Here is a 22018-nt window from a genome sequence, read left to right as displayed (position 1 = left end):
GGTTGCGTCGGCGTCAGTCGATTCCGAGCGCCGATTTATAAACGTCGAGAATCGCTTCCATTTCCTTGCGGTCGTGCACCGGCAATTTGCGCAGACGCACGATCTGGCGCATGATCTTCGGATCGTAACCCTGCGATTTCGCTTCGTTATAGGTGTCGCGGATGTCGTCGGCGATGCCCTTTTTCTCTTCTTCCAGACGCTCGATGCGCTCGATGAAAAGGCGCAGTTGTTCGTCGGACACGGTGGCTTCGCTCATTTTATACTCCGCTGGATTGGATGGATTGGAGGCGAGAATCGCCTCGGCGCGTCCCTAGCGAGGTCAGGGATTCTTCGCCATGCTTTCTTCCATCCGCGCGAGCTGTTCGGGCGTGGCGGCGACGTGGTAGCGTGATTTCCATGTCGCGGTCGGCATGCCGTGGATGATCGCGCGGCCCGCTTCTTTGTCCATATTCCCCGCCTCCGCGATCCAGTCGCCGAGGCAGTTGCGGCAAAAACCCGCGAGCCCCATCAAATCTATGTTCGCGGCATCGCTGCGGTACTGAAGCAAGCGCACGAGGCGGCGGAATGCGGCCGCTGCAACCGCGTCGTCAAGCTCGTCGAGCGCATCGCCGCCGGTCGTCTGATCTTCGATACAGGACATGGTTCCTCCGCTGGGTGATTGAATAGCTATACGGTTGTTGCCTAGACAGCATCAAGGCGGCATTGCCCTAGCGTCCTATAATCATCGGAGCATTTGTGGTTCAGAGCTTTACCCCCCGCCAGCGCAAGGTTCGCATCCTGGCGACCCTCGGTCCCGCCAGCGCCAATGCCGAGATGATCGCCGAACTGCACCGCGCGGGGGCGGACGCCTTTCGCGTCAATATGAGCCACGGCGATCATGCCGGCCATGCAAAAGTGATTGCCGCGATCCGCGCGCTCGAAAAGGAAACCGGCCGCCCGACGACGATCCTCGTCGATCTGCAGGGGCCGAAGCTGCGCGTCGGGACGTTCAAGGACGGCCCCGCCGAGCTGGTTAAGGGCAAGGCCTTCGTGCTCGACGCCGACAAGACGCCGGGCGACGCGACGCGCGTCCACTTGCCGCATCCCGAATTGTTCGCGGCGGCCGAACCCGATACGCGCCTGCTGATCGACGATGGCAAGCTGGTGCTTCGCGTGAAGAGCGTGGCGCCGGGCCGCATCGAAACGATCGTCGAAGTCGGCGGCAAGATTTCGGACCGTAAGGGGGTCAATGTTCCCGACGTCGTCGTCCCGCTCGCTGCCCTCACCGAAAAGGACCGCAAGGACCTGGCCTTCGCGCTCGAACAGCATGTCGACTGGATAGCGCTGTCGTTCGTCCAGCGGCCCGAGGATGTCGCCGAGGCGCGGCGGCTGATCGGCGGCAAGGCGGCGTTGCTCGTCAAGTTCGAAAAACCGTCGGGCGTGCAGCGGATCGAGGAAATCCTCGAGCTCGCCGACGCAGCGATGGTCGCGCGCGGCGATCTGGGTGTCGAACTGCCGCCCGAAGCGGTGCCGCCACTGCAAAAGAAGATCGTCGCGACCGCGCGCCGCATGGGCAAGCCGGTCGTCGTCGCGACGCAGATGCTCGAATCAATGATCGTTTCGCCGTCGCCGACGCGCGCGGAAGTGAGCGATGTCGCCACAGCGGTGTATGATGGCGCCGACGCGATCATGCTGTCGGCCGAGACCGCAGCGGGCGCCTGGCCGGTCGAAGCCGTCACCATGATGGATTCGATCGCGCGCTCGGTCGAAAGCGACCCCGATTATTATCGCCGCCTGCATTTCACCGAGACGGTGCCCGACGCGACGACCGCCGATGCGCTCGCCGAAGCGGCGGGCAGCATCATCACGACGATCGCCGCTGATGCGATCATCTGCTTCACCGCGTCGGGATCGACCGCGCGCCGCGTCGCGCGCGAGCGGCCGGGCGCGCCGCTGCTGGTGCTGACGCCGAAGCGCGAGGCGGCGCGGCGGATGGGGTTGCTGTGGGGCGCGCATGCGGTGCCGACGAAGGACATCGGCAGCTTCGAGGAGATGATCGCCAAGGGCAAGCGCATGGCGCTGCGCCACGGCATCTGCAAGGCGGGCGCGAAGCTCGTCATGATGGCGGGCGTTCCGTTCGGTACGCCGGGGTCGACCAACGTGCTCCACGTTGCAACTTTGACCGGCGACGAACTGCGCGGATATAGCTGACGAATAGTTCCTCCCTGCCGCGAAGCGGTGGGGAGGGGAACCGTTCGCGAAGCGAATGGTGGAGGGGCCGTGACGTCGCGCCATAAGCCTCTCCGTCAGCCCTTCGGGCACCTCCCCATGGCTTCGCCACAGGGAGGATCGCTCTGCCATAGTCGATTCAAATCGGCACAAAAGTTACCGGCTGATTCACAAAATTTTCGGCGTGATTCAGAACGGGACGTTTAAAAATGGTAAATGGACTTTGCACCATTGACGCCGCGCGGCATAGTTGGTGCAAGTAGCGCGTCGGACCCGCGTCGGGGGGCTCCGCATCGCAAGTCCGGAGGTTTTTTCCGCGTGTCCGCACCGTTCCGTTTTCCGCGCTTTTTTGTCACCAGCCCGGCGCCTTGTCCCTATCTGGCGGGCAAGACCGAGCGCAAGGTGTTCACCGAACTCAGCGGCAACAATGCGAACGAGCTGAACGACGCGCTCGGCCGGATCGGGTTCCGCCGCAGCCAGTCGGTCGCCTATCGTCCAAGCTGCGCCGACTGTTCGGCGTGCGTCTCGGTGCGCGTCTGCGCGGCCGAATTTGCACCGAGCAGTTCGCAGAAGCGCAACCTGCGCCGCAACGGCGATCTGGTCGCCACGGCGTGCAAGCCGTGGGCGACCGAAGAACAATATGCGCTGCTCCGCTCCTATCTCGCCTCGCGTCATCCCGATGGTGGCATGGCCGACATGGACGAGCAGGATTTCGCCGACATGGTCGAGCAGACCCCGGTCGATAGCTATATGATCGAATATCGCGAGCCGGCGGCGGACGGCGGCAAGGGCCGCCTCGTCGGTTGCTGCCTGACCGACCGGCAGGGCGACGGGCTGTCGATGATCTACAGCTTTTTCGACGCGCACCATCCGATGCGTGAGGGGCTCGGCACCTATATCATCGCCGACCATGTCCAGCGCGCGGCGCGCGCCGGGCTGCCCTATGTCTATCTCGGTTACTGGATCGAGGGGTCGGCGCGCATGGCGTATAAGGCGCGCTTCCGTCCGCTCGAAAAGCTCGGGCCCGATGGGTGGTCGCGGGTCGAAGAAACGCAGTCCGACCGCATCGCGGCGATGTTCGAACTCGCCTGAGCCACTCTCCTTGTCGAGATAGTTGAGAATGGCTCGCAACTGCCGATTCTGGCGGCCGGGCGGTTGACCTTTTCCCGCTTTCAAGGGCATAGCTCGTCGCGAGGACGATAAGTCCGGGTCGCATCCGTGGTTAGCGTCGCTTAGGGGTTAAGCGATTGGGGGGAATGGGATGCCCGTGTATGCGTTCACCGGTATCTTGATCATTCGCCCTTGGCGAGAGGATGTTTCCGCATGAGCGAGGCTGTCAAGGTCGCGATCATCGGCTCGGGGCCCGCAGGCCTCAGCGCCGCGTCGCGCGCGGGGCAGCTCGGGATGAGCCATATCCTGCTCGAAAAGACCGATCACCTCTCCGACACCATCTTCAAATATCAGAAAGGCAAGCGCGTGCTCGCGACCCCCGAGCGGCTCGACCTGCGTTCGGACTGCCGCTTCGCCGAAGGCGCGCGCGAATATATCCTCGGCAATTGGGACGAGGACGCCGCGAACAACAAGGTGCAGGTCGCCTATCACGCCGAGGTCGCCGAAGTGAGCGGCGAGAAGGGCGCCTTCGCGATCAAGACGACGAAGGGCGACGTCTATACGGCAGAAAATATCGTGCTGGCGATCGGCACGCAGGGCAATCCGAACCGGATGCGCTGCGAAGGCGCCGACCTGCCGCACATCATCTATCAGGTCGACGATCCCGAGGATTTCAAGGACAGGCATATCACCGTCGTCGGGTCGGGCGACGCGGGGATCGAAAATGCGCTCGGCGTTGCCGAGGAAGCGCTCGAAAACACTGTCACGATCCTCAACCGCTCGAAGGATTTCGCGCGCGCCAAGGCGAAGAATGTCGCCGACATGATGGAGGCGGGCGAAAACGGGCTGATGAGCATCCGCACCGAGACGCAGCCGAAGAAGGTCGAGCCCGGTTTCCTGACGCTCGAGACGCCCGACGGCGACGAGACGATCCCGTGCGACGTGATCGTTGCGCGGCTGGGGTCGGTCGCGCCGCGCGGCTTCGTGGAATCGATGGGGATCGAGTTCACCGGGCCCGACCGCGAAGCCTTTCCGAAGCTGTCGCCGATCTTTGAATCCACGGTGCCCGGCATTTTCGTGATCGGCGCGCTCGCGGGTTATCCGCTGATCAAGCATTGCATGAACCAGGGCTATGACGTCGTCGAGTTCATCAACGGCAATAGCGACCTGACCCCGGCGGACGAGAAGGATCTGGCGGCGATCTTCGAGGGCCTGCCGAAAAAGAAATCGGTCAGCGAGTGGCTCGAATATCTGCGCACGCGCGTCAGCATCTTCGCCGACGTGTCGCCGCTGCAGATGCGTGAATTCATGCTCGATTCGAAGGTCGCCTTTTACCGCAAGGGCGACGTCGTGTTCGAAAAAGGGGAACCCGGCTCGTCGCTGTTCGCGATCGCCGACGGCTTCGTCGAGGTCGAGGTCGGGCCAGGCGTCACCGTGCCGATCGAGCAGGGATCGATATTCGGCGAGGTCGGGCTGATCTCGGGCCGCAAACGCGGCGCGACGATCCGGGCGGGTGCTGACGGCATCTTCGTCGAGGTGTCGCGCACCGCGGCGCTGAAGCTGATGGCGTCGGTTCCGGGGGCGAAGCGCGCGATCAATCGTATCTCGCTCGAACGCCAGCTGCTCCAGATCTTCAAGGGCGGGCTGACCGTCGACGATCTGGGCCCCGTCGTCGACACCGCCGAAGTCGAGCGCGTTCCCGCGGGCAAAATCGTGCTGACCGAGGGCGAGCAGGGCGACGACGTCTATGTAATCCGTTCGGGGTCGATGGTGGTCGAGAAGGATATCGGCGGGAAGCCGATCTTCCTCCGCTATCTTCCGGCAGGCAGCTTCTTCGGCGAAATGGGCGTGCTGAGCGGAGCGCCGCGCAATGCCACGGTCAAGGCCGCGGTCGGCGCAGAGCTGATCAAGCTCACCGGTGAAAGCTTCCGCAAGATGCTCGCCGCGCGGCCGCAGGTGCGCGAGGCGACCGAGGCGGCGGTCGCCGAACGCGCGCAGATGAACAGCTTCATCGAATCGCGCAAGGCGAGCTATTCGAGCGCGGTGGACCTTTATTCGGACACCGCGAGCTTCATCATGAAGGAAGGGCTCGGCGAGGCGACCGACGCGCTCTTGATCGACGAGAATCTGTGCGTCGGCTGCGACAATTGCGAAAAGGCGTGCGCCGACAGCCACGAAGGCCTGTCGCGGCTCGACCGCGAGGCGGGCAAGACCTTTGCGCATCTGCACGTGCCGACGAGCTGCCGCCACTGCGAGCATCCGCACTGCATGGCCGACTGCCCGCCGAACGTGATCCACCGCGGCCCCGACGGCGAGGTGTTCATGGAGCCGGGCTGCATCGGCTGCGGCAATTGCATGCGCAACTGCCCCTATGGCGTGATCCGCATGGAGGCGGCACCGCCGCAGAAGCCGAGCCTGCTGCGCTGGCTGCTCACCGGCTTCGGTCCCGGACCGGGCGAACCGTCGCCCAAATGGACGAAGAAGCAATTGGGCGACGAGAAGCCGAAGAAGATCGCGGTCAAATGCGACATGTGCAAGGGCATCGCCGGCGGCCCTGCCTGCGTGCGCGCCTGCCCGACCGGCGCCGCGATCCGCGTTTCGCCCGAGGAATTCCTGTCGATCGCGCGGCTCGACGAGGACACCGACTGATGGCTTCGCTTTTCCAGCGACGCCGGTCGAAGGCAACGCAGGTCGAGCGCGTCCGCGAGCGGCGCCACGAGGGCTTCCTGCGCTATGCGGGCTTCCGCTGGGCGAAGATTTCGGGCGGGCTGTGCCTGCTGATCATCGTGAGTTACGCGCTGATCGACGTGACGCCGCGGCATAATGGCGGCAGCTGGTACGGCTATACGCTCGGCACGATCGGCGCGGCGCTGATCCTCTGGCTCACCGCACTCGGCTATCGCAAGCGCAAGATGACGCGCGACCACTGGTCGCTGAAGGCGTGGACCTCGGCGCATGTCTATCTGGGTTTGAGCCTGATCATCATCGGCACCTGGCACACCGGCTTCCAGCTCGGCTGGAACGTCCACACGCTCGCCTGGGCATTGATGATGCTCGTGATCCTGTCGGGGCTTTACGGCGTCATCGTCTATGCGACGTTGCCGCAGGCGCTGTCGAACAATCGCGAGCAGATGACGCAGATGCAGATGCTCGAGGCGATCCGTGCCTTCGACCGCCAACTCCACAGCGCCGCGCAGCCGCTGACCCCCGAGGATACCGCGCCGGTCCTCGCGGCGCTGGACGAGGATCCGTTCGCGGGCGGCATCGCCGCGCGGCTTTCGGGCCGCTATCCGAACTGCGCCACCGCGGCCGCCTATCGGGCCCTGTCGGCGTCGCGCAGCAGCGACGCCGAAGCGCGCACGAAGGTGGTCGGGTTGCTGTCGCAGAAAGAGGCCGCGCTCGCCCGGCTGCGCGAGCATCTGCGCATCCGCGCGTTGCTCGAAATCTGGCTCTATGTGCATGTGCCGCTGACCTTCGCGCTGATCGCGGCGCTGTCGGCGCACATCGTCAGCGTCTTCTTCTATTGGTGAGGCGCGGACGATGAGCTTCATCCTGCGCCGCATCGCGACGACCAAGACGGGCAAGCAGATCATCCGCGACCAGCCGCTGCCGGGCGACGCGATCACGCTCGGCCGCGACGCCGGCAACATAATCCATATCGCCGACCTTGCCGTGAACGCGCACCATGCGACGATCGGCAGCAGCGACGGGCGCCACGTGCGGGTGCAAGCGCTCGAGGGGCTGGGCTTCGACTTCAACGGCCGCACCGTCGATGCCGCCGACATCGACAGCGCCGCGGGGGCCGAGCTGCGCTTCGGCGGGCACCGGCTGACGATCGCGCGCGAGGAGGAGAAGATCATCCTGCTCGTCGAGCGGATCGACGAGCTGTCGCAATCGTCGAAGGACGTCGACGAGGCGAAGGCCTTTTCGCTCGCGGGGACGATGCCCGGCAAGCGCATGGGGGCTTGGGTTTTCGGGCTGCTGATGCTGCTCGCCTTCCTGATCGGGCCGATCTGGGCGTGGTACAGCTACAGACAAGTGAACGAGCGTCCCGACGGCTATCATGCCGACAGCGCCTGGCTGTCGGGCCCGCTGTCGAGCGCGCATGCGAGTCTGAAGAACGACTGCCAGTCGTGCCATGTCGAGCCCTTCGTCGCGGTGACCGACAAGGCGTGCGTCGGCTGCCACACGGGCGAGCACAAGGCGATGAGCATGGCGCATGCGAACGCGCCGACCGCGATGCTGCTCGCCGCGCGCCACCCGCCCGGCGTGGGCGAGCGCATCCTCGCTGGCTTTGCCAAGACCTTCAACAAGCCGCAGGGGCGCTGCGTCGATTGCCATACCGAGCATGAGGGCGCGGGGCCGATGGCGGCGACGCCGCAGAAATTCTGCGCCGATTGCCACGACGGCATGTCGGCGCGGCTCAAGAGTGCCGGGCATCCGACGACGCTCGCCGACGCCAGTGATTTCGGGACGAGCCATCCCGAATTCCGTCCGCTCGTCCGTCCTGTGGCGGGCGGCAAGCCGGTGCGCACAACGCTAGCGAAGGGGGTCGTCGATTACAACGGTCTCAAATTCCCGCACGACATGCACCTTCAGGCGACCGGCGGCGTGGCGCGCATGGCCGCGAGCTTCCGCGGCCACTATGATTTCGGCAAGAAGCTCGAATGCGAAAATTGCCACCGCGTCGAGGCCGATGGGGTTCGCGTGAAGCCAGTCGAGATGAAACGCGACTGCGCGATGTGCCACAGCCTTGCTTTCGAGACCGTGGGAGGGGTGACGCGGACGTTGCGGCATGGCGATCCCGATCAGGTCGCCGCTGACCTCACCGCCTATTACCGGTCGGCGCCGCCGGCGCGGCCGCTCCAGCTCGGCGGGATGCAGCGGCGACGGCCGGGCGCCTATGCCGAGGGACAGGTCTACAACATCTATTTCAACGAAGTCGCGGTGCGGCCCTCGCGCGCGCAGGATGCGGTGCGCGCCGTCTTTTCAAAGGGCGGTGCCTGTTACGACTGTCACACGATCTTCGAACCGCGGGCGGGCAACAGCTGGCGCGTCGCGGCGGTCGACCAGACGCCGCGCTATATGCAAAAGGGCTGGTTCGACCATGACGCGCACAAGGAAACCGCATGCGCCGATTGCCACGTCGCGGCGCCCGCGTCGAAGGCATCGACCGACCTGCTCGTGCCCGGCATCCGGCAATGCCGCGACTGCCATGTCGGCGAATCGGGGGCGCGGCTGGTGAAGGTCGAAACCGCGACCGAATCGCCCTGCGCGATGTGCCACGAATATCATTCGGACGGCGGCAAGCCGTGGATGCCGGCGCGCCAGCGGAAGAAAAATGTCGCGGCAATCACAAATAAACGTCTTGGCGCTACCTATGGTGTGAGCATGATCACAGGAACCGGGGGGCGGGGCCTTTACGAAGTGACATGGCGCAGACCTTCCTTGCACGGGGCAAGGCGGGGCGGATAGGGTTTTGGGTCGCCGGACCAGACCGGCGAAAGCAGGGGGCGGATATGCTGATCGCGCAGATCACAGATATCCATATCGGGTTCGATCCGGACAATCCGGCCGAATATAACCGCAAGCGCCTCGACGAGGTGCTCGACGTGCTCATCGAGGGACCGAACCGGCCCGATCTGCTGCTCGCCACTGGCGATATCACCGACCGCGGCGACGACGACAGCTACCGCCGCCTTGTCACCGCCTTTTCGCGCTGTCCCTTCCCGGTCTGGCCGAGCGTCGGCAATCATGACCTGCGCGACAATTTCCATGCGCGCTTTCCGGGGTTCGACGACGGCGGCGGGTTTGTACAATACACGATCGAGCTTCCCGAGCTGCGGCTGGTGACGATCGATACGCTTGAGGAGGGACGCCACGGCGGCGCCTTCTGCGAACAGCGCGCGGCATGGCTCGACGCCGAACTGGCAAAGGATAGGGGCAAGCCGACCTATATCGTCATGCACCACCCGCCCGTCGAAAGCGGGATCGAATGGATGAACACCCACCCCGACGAGCCGTGGGTCGCGACCTTCACCGATGTCGTTCGCCGTCACCCGCAGGTTCGTGGCCTCATCTGCGGGCATCTTCACCGCTCGGTGACCGTCGCGTGGGAGGGACGCACGATCGCGATCTGCTCGTCGACCGCGCCGCAGGTCTCGCTCGACCTTCGGCCGATCGACGAGAACAAGCCCGACGACCGCCCGATGATCGTCGCCGAGGACCCCGCCTATGCACTCCACCGCTGGAACGGACGCGAACTGGTCAGTTTCTATGACCACGCTGGGGCGCACACGATGCTCGCCAAATATGACGAGCGGTTGCAGCCGCTGGTGCGCGAGCTGAAAGCCGAGCGGCCGGGTCAGTAACCCAGCGTCAGGTCGACGCGCGGCTCGACGGCTTCGCCCTTTTTCCAGCGACCCAGATTTTCGAGGAAGCGCTGCGCCGAGCGGACGAACATCTTGTCCTGCGCGCGGCCCGACAGGTGCATGGTGATGTGCGCGTTGTCGAGGCTCCACAGCGGGTCGTCGGCGGGCAGCGGTTCGGGCGTGGTGACGTCGAGGAAAGCCGACGCGATCTGCTGGCTATCGAGCGCCGCGACGAGCGCGCCCTGATCGACGACGCTCCCGCGCGCGATGTTGATCAGCGTTGCGGTGGGCTTCATCGCGGCGAGTTCGGCGGCGCCGATCATGCCGTCGGTTTCGGGGGTCGCGGGAACCGCAAGGATCACCCAGTCGAAATCGCCGAGCCTTGCGCGCCACTGGTCGGGAGTGAGCGTGTTCGGGCCGGGCGAACGGCGAACCACGGTGACGTCGACCGCAAACGCCTTTAACCGCTCCTCGATCAACTTGCCGATCGCGCCATAGCCGAGAAGCAGCGCCTTCGAGCCGAACAGTTCGACCTTGCCCGGCGAATCGATCAGCCATTCGCGGCGTTCCTGCGCGCGGACAACGTCACGGTAGCCCTTGGCGACGGTGAGCATCCCCATCACGACGTATTCGGCGATAGTGATCGCGTTGATTCCCGCGCCGTTTGTTACCACGGTGCCGCGCTCGGCGAGCAGATCGAGCGGCATGCCGTCGACGCCGGCGTAGATCGAATTCAGCCATTTAAGGTTCGTCGCCGCGGTGATGACAGCCGCCATATCCTTCTTGTCGTACATGTCGAACCAGCCGATTTCGGCGTGCGGCGCGAGCTCGAGCGCCTCTTCCTTCGACTGGAAGAAACGCGGTTCGACCCAGTCGGGCAGGCGGTTCTCGACGAGCGGGCGGATCAAGCCGGACAGGACGGTGACGGTTTTCGACATTTTGCCTCTCTTCGGTTCTATTCTGCAACCGATCATGGCGAGGGAGAGGCTAGTTGTCGAGCCGCCACTCCCAGCCGAGCGGGTCGCCGTCCATCACCTCGACTCCCGCAGCGCCGAGCTCGTCGCGGAGCGCGTCGGAGGCGACGAAATCCTTGGCCGCGCGCGCATCTTTGCGGCGCGCGAGGATCGCTTCGATTTCGTCTTCGGCGATGGTCGCCGCCTTTGGCTGGACGCGCAGGTCGGCGCGATCGATCGTCAGCAGGTCGAGGCCGAGCACCGCGTCCATCGCGGCGAGCGTCGCGCGCTTTTGGCCCGCGTCGATCTTTTTCATCGCCGCCGTTTCTTCGAGCAGGGTCAGCGCCACGGGCGTGTTGAGGTCGTCCGACATCGCCGCGTCGAACCTGGCGAGCAGGTCGGCGAGGCGGCGGTCGGTCACGTCGATCGCTTCTGCCTCGCGGACCGGTGCCGCGGCCATCACCAACCGCTTCAATCGCGTCAGCGCGGCACCGAGCCCCTCCCAGCTGAACTCCAGCTCGCTGCGATAATGCGCCTGCAGGCACATCAGGCGATAGGCGAGTGGGTGGTAGCCCTTGTCGATGAGGAGCTGGACGCGCAGGAACTCGCCGCTCGACTTCGACATCTTGCCCGAGCGTTCGACGAGGAAATTATTGTGCATCCACAGCCTCGCGCCGCTCGCGTCGCTGCAGCTGTGCGCCTGATTCTGCGCGATCTCGTTCGGGTGGTGGATCTCGCGGTGGTCGATGCCGCCGGTGTGGATGTCGAACGGAAAGCCGAGCAAGGCCTCCGACATCACCGAGCATTCGAGGTGCCAGCCCGGCGCGCCGCGGCCCCACGGCGAATCCCATTCCATCTGGCGCTTTTCGCCCGGCGGCGTCCTGCGCCAGATCGCGAAATCGGCGGGCGCGCGCTTGCCGTCGACGGGGTCGATGCGGCTTTCGCCCTCATCGGTTCCGTGACGCGCGAGGCGGCCATAGTCGCTGACTGTGGTCGTGTCGAAATAAAGGCCGCCGTCGAGTTCGTAGCAATGCCTGTCGGCAATCGCCTTTGCGAACTCGATCATCTGCGGGACATAGTCGGTCGCGATCGACCAGTGCGCGGGCTGGCGGATATTGAGCGCCTTCACGTCGGCCCAATAGGCTTCGGTATAATGACGCGCGATGTCCCAGATCGATTGGGCTTTCTCGGCCGCGGCCTTTTCCAGCTTGTCCTCGCCCGCATCGGCATCGTCGGTCAGATGGCCGACGTCGGTGATGTTGATGACATGGGTGAGCTTGTAACCCTTGTACGACAGCGTGCGGCCGAGCGTGTCGGCGAAGACATAGGCGCGCATATTGCCGATATGCGGATAATTATAGACCGTCGGACCGCAGCTGTAGACGCGCGCTTCGCCGGGGTGGACGGGCTCGAAGATTTCGAGGCTGCGCGTCAGGCTGTTGAACAGCTTGAGCGGAAGGGCCGGGGCGTCGGTCATGCCGCCGCCCATGCCTCGCTCCGATGCGATCCGTCAACCGAAACGCTTGCTACTCTGCGGGCGGCGTCCACAGATCGTCGTTGCCCGCGCCGGTGACCGGGTCGTCGAGCAGCGGCGCGCCGGTCAGCGGGTCGACCTCGCGTATCGTGATCAGGGGCTGCGGGAGCGTATTGCCTTCGCCTGCGCTGTCCTCGTCGCCATCGATCTCCTCGATGACATCTTGCACCGGAAAATTGCTGTCGACGTCGAACACGACGGTGGCGCAAACGGTGGGGCTGGAGATGAGACAGCCGTTGACGGTCGACCGCGGATCATAGCTGCCGGCGACCGGCGTCGCGCCGGCGATGGTCAGGAGCTGGAGCGTGTCGAGGCCGGTGACCTGACCGTTCGGGCCCAATTGCACGCCATTGATCACGATGCGCGACGGCCCTTCGGTGACGACATCGAGCCCGCCGGCGCCGAAGGTTAGCCCGCGGCGCTCGACGAAATCGGTGCCGGCGCCGCTGTTCTGCACATAAAAGCCGCCGACGACTTGAGCACGGATGCCGCGTGCGAAGAGCGCGCCTTCGTCGAGCAGGATGCCGTCATTCTGTGCGAGCCGCGTGTTGATCGCGCTGGTCGAGGTCGCCGCGCCGACATCGGCGATCGCTTCGGCGGTGGCGACGATGATGTCGTCGGACACCAGGTTGAGCCGCCCTGCCGGATCGGCGCCGTTGACGAGCCGCACGCTGCCCTGCCCGAGGATTACCTCGAGTGCGTCGCCCGCGACGAGATTGAGCGTATTGGCGTCGGTGAGCCCGGTCAGTTCGACACTGCCGACCACGCGCATCTTGCCCGGAGTGCGGATCGTCAGCGCGCCGTTCGCGCCGAGGTTAGATCCCGCCGCGCCGCCCGCCATGGTGAACGTGTCCACGATAACGTCGGGCGCCGCCGCCGATCCGACCGAGGTTCCGCCCGCGGCCTGCACCGCGGGCGCGACGATTTCGATCTGGCTGCCGTAGAGGCGGGTCAGCTCGTCGGTGTCGATATGATAGCCCGCGACGCTGGTGCCCGATGCGCCGCCGACGAAGGTCTGGTTGTCGCTGCTGTTGTTCGCGACCGACAATTGCTGCGTGACGCCCGCGGTGCCGACGCGGCCCGCCGAGCCGATCGTGATATTCCCCGAGGCAAGCGCGATCGACTGGCCGGTGACGACGCCGGTGATGCCGAGTGAGGCGAGCGCGCTGGCGTCGAGGCTGCCCGCGACGGTGACGGTGTCGAGATTGAGGAAGCCGCCCGAATTGGCGAGGATCGCATTGGCCGCGTCGAGCGTGCCGATGCTCATGCTTTCGCCTTGCGTGCCGAGATCGGCCGTGCCCGCGATGGTGCCGTTCGCAACCGACAGGTCGCCGTTCGCGCGGACATAGGCGTCGCCGCCGTCGGTGGTGAGCGTTGCGAAGACCATATCGCCGCCGCCTTCGATACGGATCGCATCGGCGCTGGCGTCGATCGGGCCCGCGGCGAGCAGGCTGCCGATCCGGATATCGCCGCCGCTGCTGTCGAGGCTGGCTGCACCGAGTATATTGGCTTCCTGCACGTCGATGCCGGTCGTGCCGGTCAGCGCGACATTCTGGCCCTCGACCGCGGTGAGGCCGATGGCGGTGTCCGCCGTGAGCGCGACGTCGCCGAGCGCGCGAACGCCGCCGCCCGCAACGCCCGCCGCCGAATTGACCACCACATCGCCGTCCGCGTCCAGCGTCGGAACGGCATTGCCGCCGGGGTCGGTCAGCGCGGCGAGGGTGACATCCTGCGCGTTGATCGTGGCGTTGCGGCCCGCGGCGACCACGCCCGAGAGGTTGGCAAGGCCCGCCGCATCGACGACGACGTCGCTGAAGGAATCGATGTCCGAAAGCGTCGTTGCGCCGCCCTGTGTGCGGATGCTGCTGTCGCCGCCGGTCGTACCGAGGCCGAGGGTGGTCGCGCCGTTGACCGCGATTTCGTTCGCGGCGTCGAGCAATATATCGTCGCCCGCCGAGAGCGCCGCGGCGTCGATCGCGCCGTTTGCCGAGGTGATCGCGATGTCGGCACCGCTTCCATCGCCGACGCCGATGGTGAAGATCGGGCTGCCCGATCCGGACGACAAGTCCAGAACATGCGTGTCGGCGCCCGCGCCGGTCGCGCTGACATTGACCGCGTCGATGTTCCCGGGTGCGCGGACGGTGAGGTCGTCGCCCACGCTGACGTCGGTCAGGCTGGCGGTCGTCCCGGCGACGATGAGCATGTCCTCGCCCGCACTGCCGCCATCGATCGATGCGCCGTCGCCGGCGCTGACGCCGAACATGCGCGCCGCCGAACTGTCGGTCAGTGCAGCGTCGCCCGCGGCGATGACGAACAGATTGCCTTCCGTGGCGAGACCGTTGCCATCGACATAGCCGCCGTTCGCCTGCGCCGACGCATCGATGTTGCTGTCCGAATTGAGAAAGATGTCGCCGCCGGCGACGAAGCTGCCCGAAAGATCGTCGGCCGCGAAGATCGAGATCGTGCCGGCGACGTCGGCGCTGTTCACCGAAACCAAGCCGCCGGTGCCGAAGGCGAAGAAGGAGGCGTCGCCGGTCACTGCGCCGGTCAGTGCGATGCTGTTCGCGAGCAGGTTGATATCGCCGCCCGCCGCGATCGAGCCGCCGCTGATCCCCTCCGCTCCCGGAGCCGTCCCATTGGCCGAAAGGCCGACGGTCAGGCCCGCATCGATCGTATTGAAGGCGATCGATTGCCCCGAGACTTGCACGAAACCACCGGCGCTTGAATTGCCGAGATCGACCGCGCCCGGCGCGACGATGCTGATGTCGCCCCCTGTGATGATCGAATTGAGCCCCGTAGCGAAGCTCGCGGCGTTCGCGCTGAAATCATTCGCCGCTTCGGCATGTTCGACGGTCGTCGCGCCGGTGCTGGTCAGTATGATGTCGCCGCCGGCGAGGGCGTCGACGCCGATCGTCCCGTCGGTGGTCAGCGACAGCGCGCCGTCGGCGGCGATCAGGCTGCCCGGCGCGCCGCTGATGCTCGTTGCCGCGGTGGCGGTCAGGCCTCCGCTCGCGCGCAGCGTCGGACCGTCGCCTTCGCGCGCATCGTGGCGGATGTCGATCTGGTCGCCCGCGTCGATGGCAAGGGCGCCGTTGACCCCGAACCGGCCGCTTGACTGGGCATGGAAGCCGATCGAACCGTCGGTGGTCAGCGTGACGTCTCCCTGGCTGGCGATGGTACCGCCGGTCGGCGCAACGAAGATGCCCGCGAGCGCGGTGTCGGTGTCGTTATTGGTCGGCGCAGCGATCCCGAGGGCCTCGGCGGCAAGGCCAGCAAAGTTGATATTTCCGCCCGCGCGCAATTCGATGCGCCCCGCAAAATCGCCGTTCGCCGCGATGCTCGTCGGGCCGAGGTCGATCTGGCCGGGTCCCGATGCGCCGACGGCCGTTTCGATCACGACGCGACCGCCCGTGGTCTGTCCCGAAATGCCAAGCGCGCCGTCCACGCCGCCACCCTGGCCGATGCCGCCGCTGCCGCCCTCGCCCGAAAGGCCGCTCGAGGTGATATCGACCGCTTCGCCGTTCGAGGTGATTGCCCCGCCGGTCGCGATCAAACGGACGGTCCCGCCGGTTCCCGCGCCGCCGTCGCCGCCATTCCCCGACTGATTTCCCTCACCGAAACTGCTGTTGCTGCCGAGGCCGCCTGCGCCGCCGCTTCCGCTGCTCGATAGTGAGACGGCATCGCCGCCGCTGTCGAGGCCAAGCGCGACAGTCCCGCCTTCGTTCGCCGCAATCTCGATCGCGCCGCCTTGCCCATTGCCGCCGTCGCCGCCGTCGGGGGCGACCGCCGGGAAGGAGCTGAAACCCAGCCCGCCCGCGCCGCCGTTGCCGCCGATGCCGCCGGACACGAGGTTGCTCTGCACCGCGGTCAGGCTCGCTCCCGCGCCTTCTGCTGCAATGCGCGAGGTGCCGCCGGTGCCGTTTCCGCCGCTGCCGCCCGCCCCGTCGGCACCGTCGGCGCCATTGCCGCCTGTGCCGGTCGAATCGATGATGACCGCGAGGTCGCCCGCCTCGAAGCCGGTGGCGATCGCCTGCGCCGTGCCGCCGACGCCGTCGCCGCCATTGCCGCCGACATTGTGATCGCCGCCTGCGCCGCCGGAGCCGAACGCGACGCTGCTCGCCGCGCCGACGCCGTCGATCGCGGTTTCGAGCGCGATCGTCGCGGTGCCGCCGCGACCCGTGCCGCCGGTGCCGCCGACACCGATGCCGGTCGAGGGAGCGCCGCTACTCGAGAAAAAGCTGTCGCCGCCGTCGCCGCCGATACCGGACGCGTCGGCGATCACGCTGCTCGCGGTCGTCGTGCCGCCACGGATATTCACCGTCGCCTCGCCGCCGATGCCCTCGCCCGCGTTGCCCGCGTCGCCCACTATCCCATTGAAGAAGCTGTCGAACTGTCCGCCGTCGCCGCCCGAGCCGAGCGCATTCGCCTGGATGACGCTGACATCGACGACCGCCGTGCCGCCGACGCTGATCGTTGCCGCGCCGCCGCGCCCCACGCCGCCGTCGCCGCTCGCGACAATGTTGAGCGGGTCGGAGTCATCGCCTGCAAAGCCGATGCCGCCTTCGCCACTGGCCGAGGCGGTGATGTCGGCCGCGGTGATCGTTCCGCCCGACAGGTCGATCGCCGCGATGCCGCCGACGCCGGTTCCCGACACGCCTTGCGCCGTACCGCCGACGCCGTCGGCCGCGATGCTGATGTCGCTGACCGAAACATTGCCGCCCGTCTGGGTGAAGGTCGCGGCGCCGCCGGTTCCGGTTCCGCTGCCCGCGCCGGCGCCGTTCGCCAAGAGGTTCAGGACGCCGCCGGTGAGGGTGCCGCCGGCGACTTCCACCGTCATCGTCCCGCCCTGGCCGTTGCCGGCGGGCGCTTCGACGCCCGGCGGTGTTTCGCTCTCGGCCTGGGTCTGGCCGCCGGCCGCTGCGAACAGATCGCCCGTGTCGATGCGGCTGCTGTCCGACGCGTCGGCTTCGACGCGGATCAGGATTGCGCCGCCGGTGCCGGTCGGGTTGGCCGCGCCGGAGGTCGCCGCGCCGCCCGACGTGCCATCGGCAAAGAGATTGGCGCCCACGCCGAGGTCGATCGTGCCGGCGTCGGCGATCAGCTGGATAGTGCCGCCGGTGGCGGCCGTGCCCGCCGCGCTGACGCCCGAGCGTGCGTTGGCGTTGAAGCTGTTGGTCGCGTCGAGCGTCGAGACGAATTGCCCGCCATTTTGCGCGACGATGTCGATCGTGCCGCCTTGCGCCGTGCCGCCCGTGCCGGTCACACTGGCCGTGTTGCCGCTGACGTCGACGTCATAGACCTCAGCCTGGATCGTGCCGCCGTCGGCGAGAAAATCGACATTGCCGCCGACGCCGTCACCGGCGCTCTGGCGGGTCGTGTCGGACATGCTGCCGCCCATCGCCTGTGCGGTGAGGCGGTTGCCGGTGGTGATCGTCCCCCCGGCAGTCGCGCCCACCGCAATATTGCCGCCCGTGCCCGCTCCGAAATTTTCGCCGGCAGGGTTGAACGGAAAGGGATTCATGCCGACGGCGAAAAGGTTGATGAAGCCGCTGCTGTCGATCGTGGACCCGTTCGTCGCGGTCAATGTCACATCGTTCGCGCGCGCGTTGCCCGACTGTCCGGTCGTGCCGCTGGGGGTGGTGGCGGTTCCGGCAGCCGCGGACGCGTCGAGCACGATTTGAGTGAATTGCGCTGTGACGCCGCCTTCGACGATCAAGCTGGCCGAGCCCCCCAGCGCGTCGCCGCCGGTCGTATTTTCGCTTCCGGCGGCGTTGCCACCATCCCCGATGCCGAAGGCGCCGAGATTGCCGAGCGACACGACCGAGGTTGCGTCGGCGTTGATCAGTATTTCGGCCGTGCCGCCCGTCCCGTTGCCGCCATTCTGGGTCTGGAAGCTGCCAAAACTCCCGCCGCCTTCACCCGTCGCGTCGACAAAGCTTTGCGTTGCCGAGAGGAACGATCCCGCGCCCGACACCGCGATGCGCGCGGTGCCGCCGGTGCCCTCGCCCGACTGGGTCAGGCCGAAACCGCCGAACCCGCTCGCGTCGAGCGAAAGCAGCGTTGCCGGTCCGACGCTGCCGCCGCCCGCGACCGTCAGGCTGGCGGTGCCGCCGGTCCCACTGCCGTTGACGGCGGGGGCGGTGCTGAAGCTGTTATCCCCGCTTCCGACCGCGTTGATGAAGATATTGCCGGCGGTCAACGAGCTGCCCGCATTGCTGACCGAAATGCCGGCGCTGCCGCCGCGTCCGTTCCCGCTTGAGCCGCCCGCGTCGAGGTCGCCGAAGCCATTGGCTTCGACCGTGACCCCTTGGGCGCTTACGCTGCCGCCGGTGATCGTCAGGCTGGCGGTGCCGCCCTGCGCATCGCCGGTCAGCGCGTCGGGCGTGCCCGATGCCGAGATGGTGAGCGCGGCGGGCGTCGAGAGCGTCCCTCCGGTGACGTTTACCGCGGCGTTGCCCGGCGTGCCGCCACGGCCGCCCGACTGGACCGTGAGGCTTCCCGTCGCGCCGCCAGACTGATTGGCGCCGATCGAAACCGTCGCGCTGGCGTCGCCGATGAAAGTCCCGCTGCCTTCGACGAAGAACTGACCTTCCGATGACAGCGGCGGGGGCGATGCGGGCAATTGCTGCGCCGGGCCGGCGGCAAAGGCGCCGCTGGCGTGCGCGTCCGTGTTGCTTCGGAACAGCGTATCGCTGGCGGTGATGTTCGCGGCGGTTGCGTTGGCGGGCGCTGCGGCGATTTCGCCGCCGACGATGTTGTAGCCTGCCGACAGACGCACCGCACCGTCGGGATCGACCTGCGCCGACAGCGCGTCGTCATAGCCGATCGCGCCGCTGACGAGCATCGTCACTGCGTCATTCTTGGGAATGGAGACCATGTAGATGCGGCTCTGGTTGCCATTGGTGTCGAGATGCGCGGGACCGGTGGTCGTGCCGGTGTGGGTGATCGCGTTGCCGCCTTCTGCGCCCACGGTGACGTCGATGTCGAAGAGGCCGCCGTTGATGCGGATATTCGCCTGTTCTGCAGCGACATAGGCGGCCGATCCGTCAACGCGGACGGTGCCCGCCTGCACGACCCGCGGCGCGACCAGCGCGACATAGGAGCTGCCGGGACTGCCGAGGATATTGGCGTTGATCGTGCCGTCGACGGTGATCGCCGACGTACTGCCCGGCGCGCCGTTGAAGCGGATCGAGCCGTCCGCGCCGAACAGGCCGCCGGTAGTGACGATGTCGTTCGTCGTGAGCAGCAGGCTGCCGACGTTGACCACGCCGCTCGCGCCGATCAGGATGCCGCCGGCGTTGTAGAACCAGATATTGCCGCCGCGTGGGCCGGTGGTCGATCCGACATAGCTGTTCACGGTGCCATTGAGTGCGATCTGGCGGCTCAGCGATCCGCTGCCGCCGTTCACGAAGCGGTTGAGGACGGTATAGTCGCCGGTGCCGACGAAATTCATATTCTCGCCAGCGGGCAGAAAATCGATCGCGCCGCCGGTCGGCGCGGTGTCGGTCGGCACCCAGTTGATGATGCTCTCCGTACCGCCGACATTCACCGTCGTCGTGTTGGTCGCGCCATCGTTGCCGATCGAGCCGGTGCCCGATACGAAGCTGCCCGAACCGGCGACTTGCGCTGGAGCCGGGCCCCCATAGGCAAGCGCAGCGATACCGGCCGCGATCGCGCAACTGGCCAGCAGGCGCTGCTTGCCTTTGTGGACGGGCGATACAGTGGCGGTGGCACGCATGGCAGTCGTCCTCGAAGCAAAGGTCATGGATAGGGTCCGTACTCAATTACAGCGGCGTCGAGGCGCCCAAATGGCGAACAGCTCGGGTCGAAAGACGCGCCGCGAGGGCTGGTTGTCCTTGCAAGCGGCTTTCGGTCCGAGATGGAAGCCATTTGGACGTCCCGAAGGGATTTGATCAAAATGGCCCATTGCTTCGTCAAGAAGTCTCGAAATATCGACATATGCCTTCGCCTTCTCTCCTCGCACTGGGCCATTTTGCTTCAAACCTCGACGCCGCTGTAATTGAGTGCGGATCCTAACGCGCCCCCACGCCGAATTGGGTGGTCAGCGACACGAGCAGTCGCGGATCGGGTTTTTCGGTGAGGAAACCGCCGCGGTTGAGCGGCACCGCCAGCGTGACGTCGAGCCGGCCGAGGTTGCCATACGCGACACGCACACCGCCGCCCGCCGAATAGAGTTTTTGCGGATCGAGTCCGTCGAAGGCGGTATCCTTGTTCCACACCCAGGCGGCGTCGAAAAAGACGAAGGGCTGAAAGGCGAAGGCGTTCGTATTGGCGGGAACGAACGAGCCATAGCGCGCTTCGAGCGCCACCGCGACGCCGCTGTCGCCGATCACCGTGCCGGGATCGAAGCCGCGTCCGACAGTGAAGTTGCCGCCCGAAAATTCCTCATAGGCAAGCAGCGGATCGTTCGCCCATTGCGCGCGCGGCGCTGCCGACAGCGTGAACAGCTTTGCCGGCCGCCATTCGGCGAGGGCGTTGGCGCGCACCAGAAAGGCGTCGGGCTTGCCCTCGACGCGCGTCAGCGGCACCGCGCCGGGCAGGAAGCAGGCTGTGCCGCCCGGGCCGCAATCGTCGCTGGCGCCGAGGAAGGAGGCGCCCTGCCGCGCCTCGAGCGAGGTGGCGAGCGACCAGCGCGGTTCGGCGGGATTATATCCGCCGCGCCCTGCGATCGAGGCGGGGTCGATCCAGCTCGCGTCGGCGCGCAGGTTGAACACGCGCAGCCGGTCCTCGTTGATCGGCACCCCGGTCAGGCCGATGTCCTGATCGATGATGTCGAGCCCGCCGCCTACGCTCAAGCGCCGCGCCTGCGTCAGGATGAGCGGATAGGAGCCGAACAGGCTGACGATCTGGGTGTTCGACTTGATCGGCAGGCCGGTAAGGTCGGGGCGCGTCCAAGCATAGGTATAGCTGGCGCCGAGGCGCAGCCCTTCGCCGCCGACGCGGAACTCGTGCGACGCCTGCACCACCTTCTGCTCGTCGAGATCGGGGGTCGCATAGAAGCTGACCGTGGTGAGATCGCCCATGCCGGTCAGGCCGGCAAAGCGCGCGCGCGCATTGCCGCCCCAGCGGCCGACGTCGCGCGACCCGAAATTCTGCGCATTGAAGTCGAAGGTGACGGGTGTGCGCGTGACGGTCACTTCGCCGACGACTTCGCCGGGAATCGTGCCGGGGCGCAGCGTCAGCCGCGCGTCCATGCCCGGGATGTCGCGCGCGAGCAGCAGATAGCGTTCTGCGTCGGCGATATTGAACACCGGCGCATCGTCGAGCCGCGAGAGATAGCGTTGCAGCAGCTTCTCGTTGGCGCCCGCATCGCCGCGCACCTCGACGCGCGTCATTCGCGCGGACAATATGTCGAGCCGGACGATGCCGTCGCCGATCGTCTGCGGCGGCACGCGGACCGCGGCGAGATAGCCTTGCGACCGCAGGATCGTTGCAGCGCGGTCGCGAATCTCGCACACCGCGGAAATCGGTAGCTCCTGTCCGACGCGATCGGACCAGCTCGGCGCGAGCAGGGCGTTGTCGATGCCTTCGACGCTCGAAAATTCGACCCCGCGGAGCGTGAAGCGGATCTGGGCGAATTCGGGACTGGCGAGCGGGCAGGGCGCGCGTTCGATGCCGTCGTCGATCGCGACGATCTGCTCGCCGGGCTGGATGGCGGAGGGCAGCGCCGGGCGCTGGATTTCTTCGCGCGTCGGGATTTGCGGCGTCGCCTGCGCCCACAGGGTCGCGGGCAGGGCTGCAGCGATCAATCCTGCCGAGCCCGCGAGCGCCCTGCGGAGCGCCGCGTATTTCGGCCTCGCGGCCGCATGAAATCCCACATC

The 22018-nt window shown here is 66.6% G+C and carries 12 protein-coding genes; 6 read left to right on the top strand and 6 right to left on the bottom strand.

The window, feature by feature from the left end; genetic code table 11:
* Nucleotides 1-13: 13 nt before the first annotated feature.
* Entirely contained in the window at nt 14-256 is a 243-nt protein-coding gene (locus OVY29_RS09890; protein WP_037555168.1) for a DUF2312 domain-containing protein, read from the bottom strand.
* 63 nt (nt 257-319) lie between these two features.
* On the bottom strand, nt 320-640 hold the full coding sequence (locus tag OVY29_RS09885; RefSeq protein ID WP_052182199.1) for a DUF1244 domain-containing protein: 321 nt from the start codon (nt 638-640) through the stop codon (nt 320-322).
* A 95-nt stretch (nt 641-735) separates the two neighbouring features.
* On the opposite strand from OVY29_RS09885, the gene pyk reads away from it, so the two are divergent.
* The 6 genes from pyk (at nt 736) to OVY29_RS09855 (ending at nt 9689) form a co-directional block, all read left to right on the top strand.
* The gene (pyk, locus tag OVY29_RS09880; protein WP_037555166.1) at nt 736-2190 is read left to right on the top strand and encodes a pyruvate kinase; all 1455 of its coding nucleotides are present in this window, start codon (nt 736-738) and stop codon (nt 2188-2190) included.
* 336 nt (nt 2191-2526) lie between these two features.
* Nucleotides 2527-3300 carry an arginyltransferase gene (locus OVY29_RS09875; protein ID WP_037555165.1) on the top strand — a complete coding sequence of 258 codons (774 nt, stop codon included), beginning with the start codon at nt 2527-2529 and terminating at the stop codon, nt 3298-3300.
* A 231-nt stretch (nt 3301-3531) separates the two neighbouring features.
* Nucleotides 3532-5967, top strand: a complete 2436-nt coding sequence (locus OVY29_RS09870) for a cyclic nucleotide-binding domain-containing protein (protein WP_313911214.1) — start codon at nt 3532-3534, stop codon at nt 5965-5967.
* Nucleotides 5967-6848, top strand: a complete 882-nt coding sequence (locus OVY29_RS09865) for a hypothetical protein (RefSeq protein ID WP_037555163.1) — start codon at nt 5967-5969, stop codon at nt 6846-6848. Before OVY29_RS09870 ends, OVY29_RS09865 begins: the two co-directional genes overlap by 1 nt.
* Nucleotides 6849-6858: 10 nt before the next feature.
* A complete protein-coding gene (locus OVY29_RS09860) occupies nt 6859-8793 on the top strand; it encodes a cytochrome c3 family protein (protein ID WP_037555162.1) in 1935 nt (644 codons plus the stop codon).
* Between the two features lie 44 nt (nt 8794-8837).
* A complete protein-coding gene (locus OVY29_RS09855) occupies nt 8838-9689 on the top strand; it encodes a metallophosphoesterase (protein WP_037555161.1) in 852 nt (283 codons plus the stop codon).
* Here OVY29_RS09855 and OVY29_RS09850 read toward each other — a convergent pair.
* The 4 genes from OVY29_RS09850 to OVY29_RS09835 form a co-directional block, all read right to left on the bottom strand.
* Entirely contained in the window at nt 9683-10627 is a 945-nt protein-coding gene (locus OVY29_RS09850; protein ID WP_313911213.1) for a D-2-hydroxyacid dehydrogenase, read from the bottom strand. The two genes, OVY29_RS09855 and OVY29_RS09850, sit on opposite strands and share 7 nt — an antisense overlap.
* A 49-nt stretch (nt 10628-10676) precedes the next feature.
* Nucleotides 10677-12119 carry a cysteine--tRNA ligase gene (gene cysS / locus OVY29_RS09845; protein ID WP_037555208.1) on the bottom strand — a complete coding sequence of 481 codons (1443 nt, stop codon included), beginning with the start codon at nt 12117-12119 and terminating at the stop codon, nt 10677-10679.
* Between the two features lie 49 nt (nt 12120-12168).
* Complete coding sequence (locus tag OVY29_RS09840; RefSeq protein WP_313911212.1) at nt 12169-19914, bottom strand: hypothetical protein; 7746 nt, start codon at nt 19912-19914, stop codon at nt 12169-12171.
* 295 nt (nt 19915-20209) lie between these two features.
* Nucleotides 20210-21946: a ShlB/FhaC/HecB family hemolysin secretion/activation protein gene (locus OVY29_RS09835; protein WP_313911211.1), complete on the bottom strand. Its 1737-nt coding sequence runs from the start codon at nt 21944-21946 to the stop codon at nt 20210-20212.
* Nucleotides 21947-22018: the final 72 nt, after the last annotated feature.

Source organism: Sphingopyxis sp. SE2, assembly GCF_032227185.1.
Taxonomy (GTDB): Bacteria; Pseudomonadota; Alphaproteobacteria; order Sphingomonadales; family Sphingomonadaceae; genus Sphingopyxis.
The sequence above is the reverse complement of the archived record's forward strand: the minus strand, read 5'-3'. Positions and strand labels throughout refer to the sequence as shown.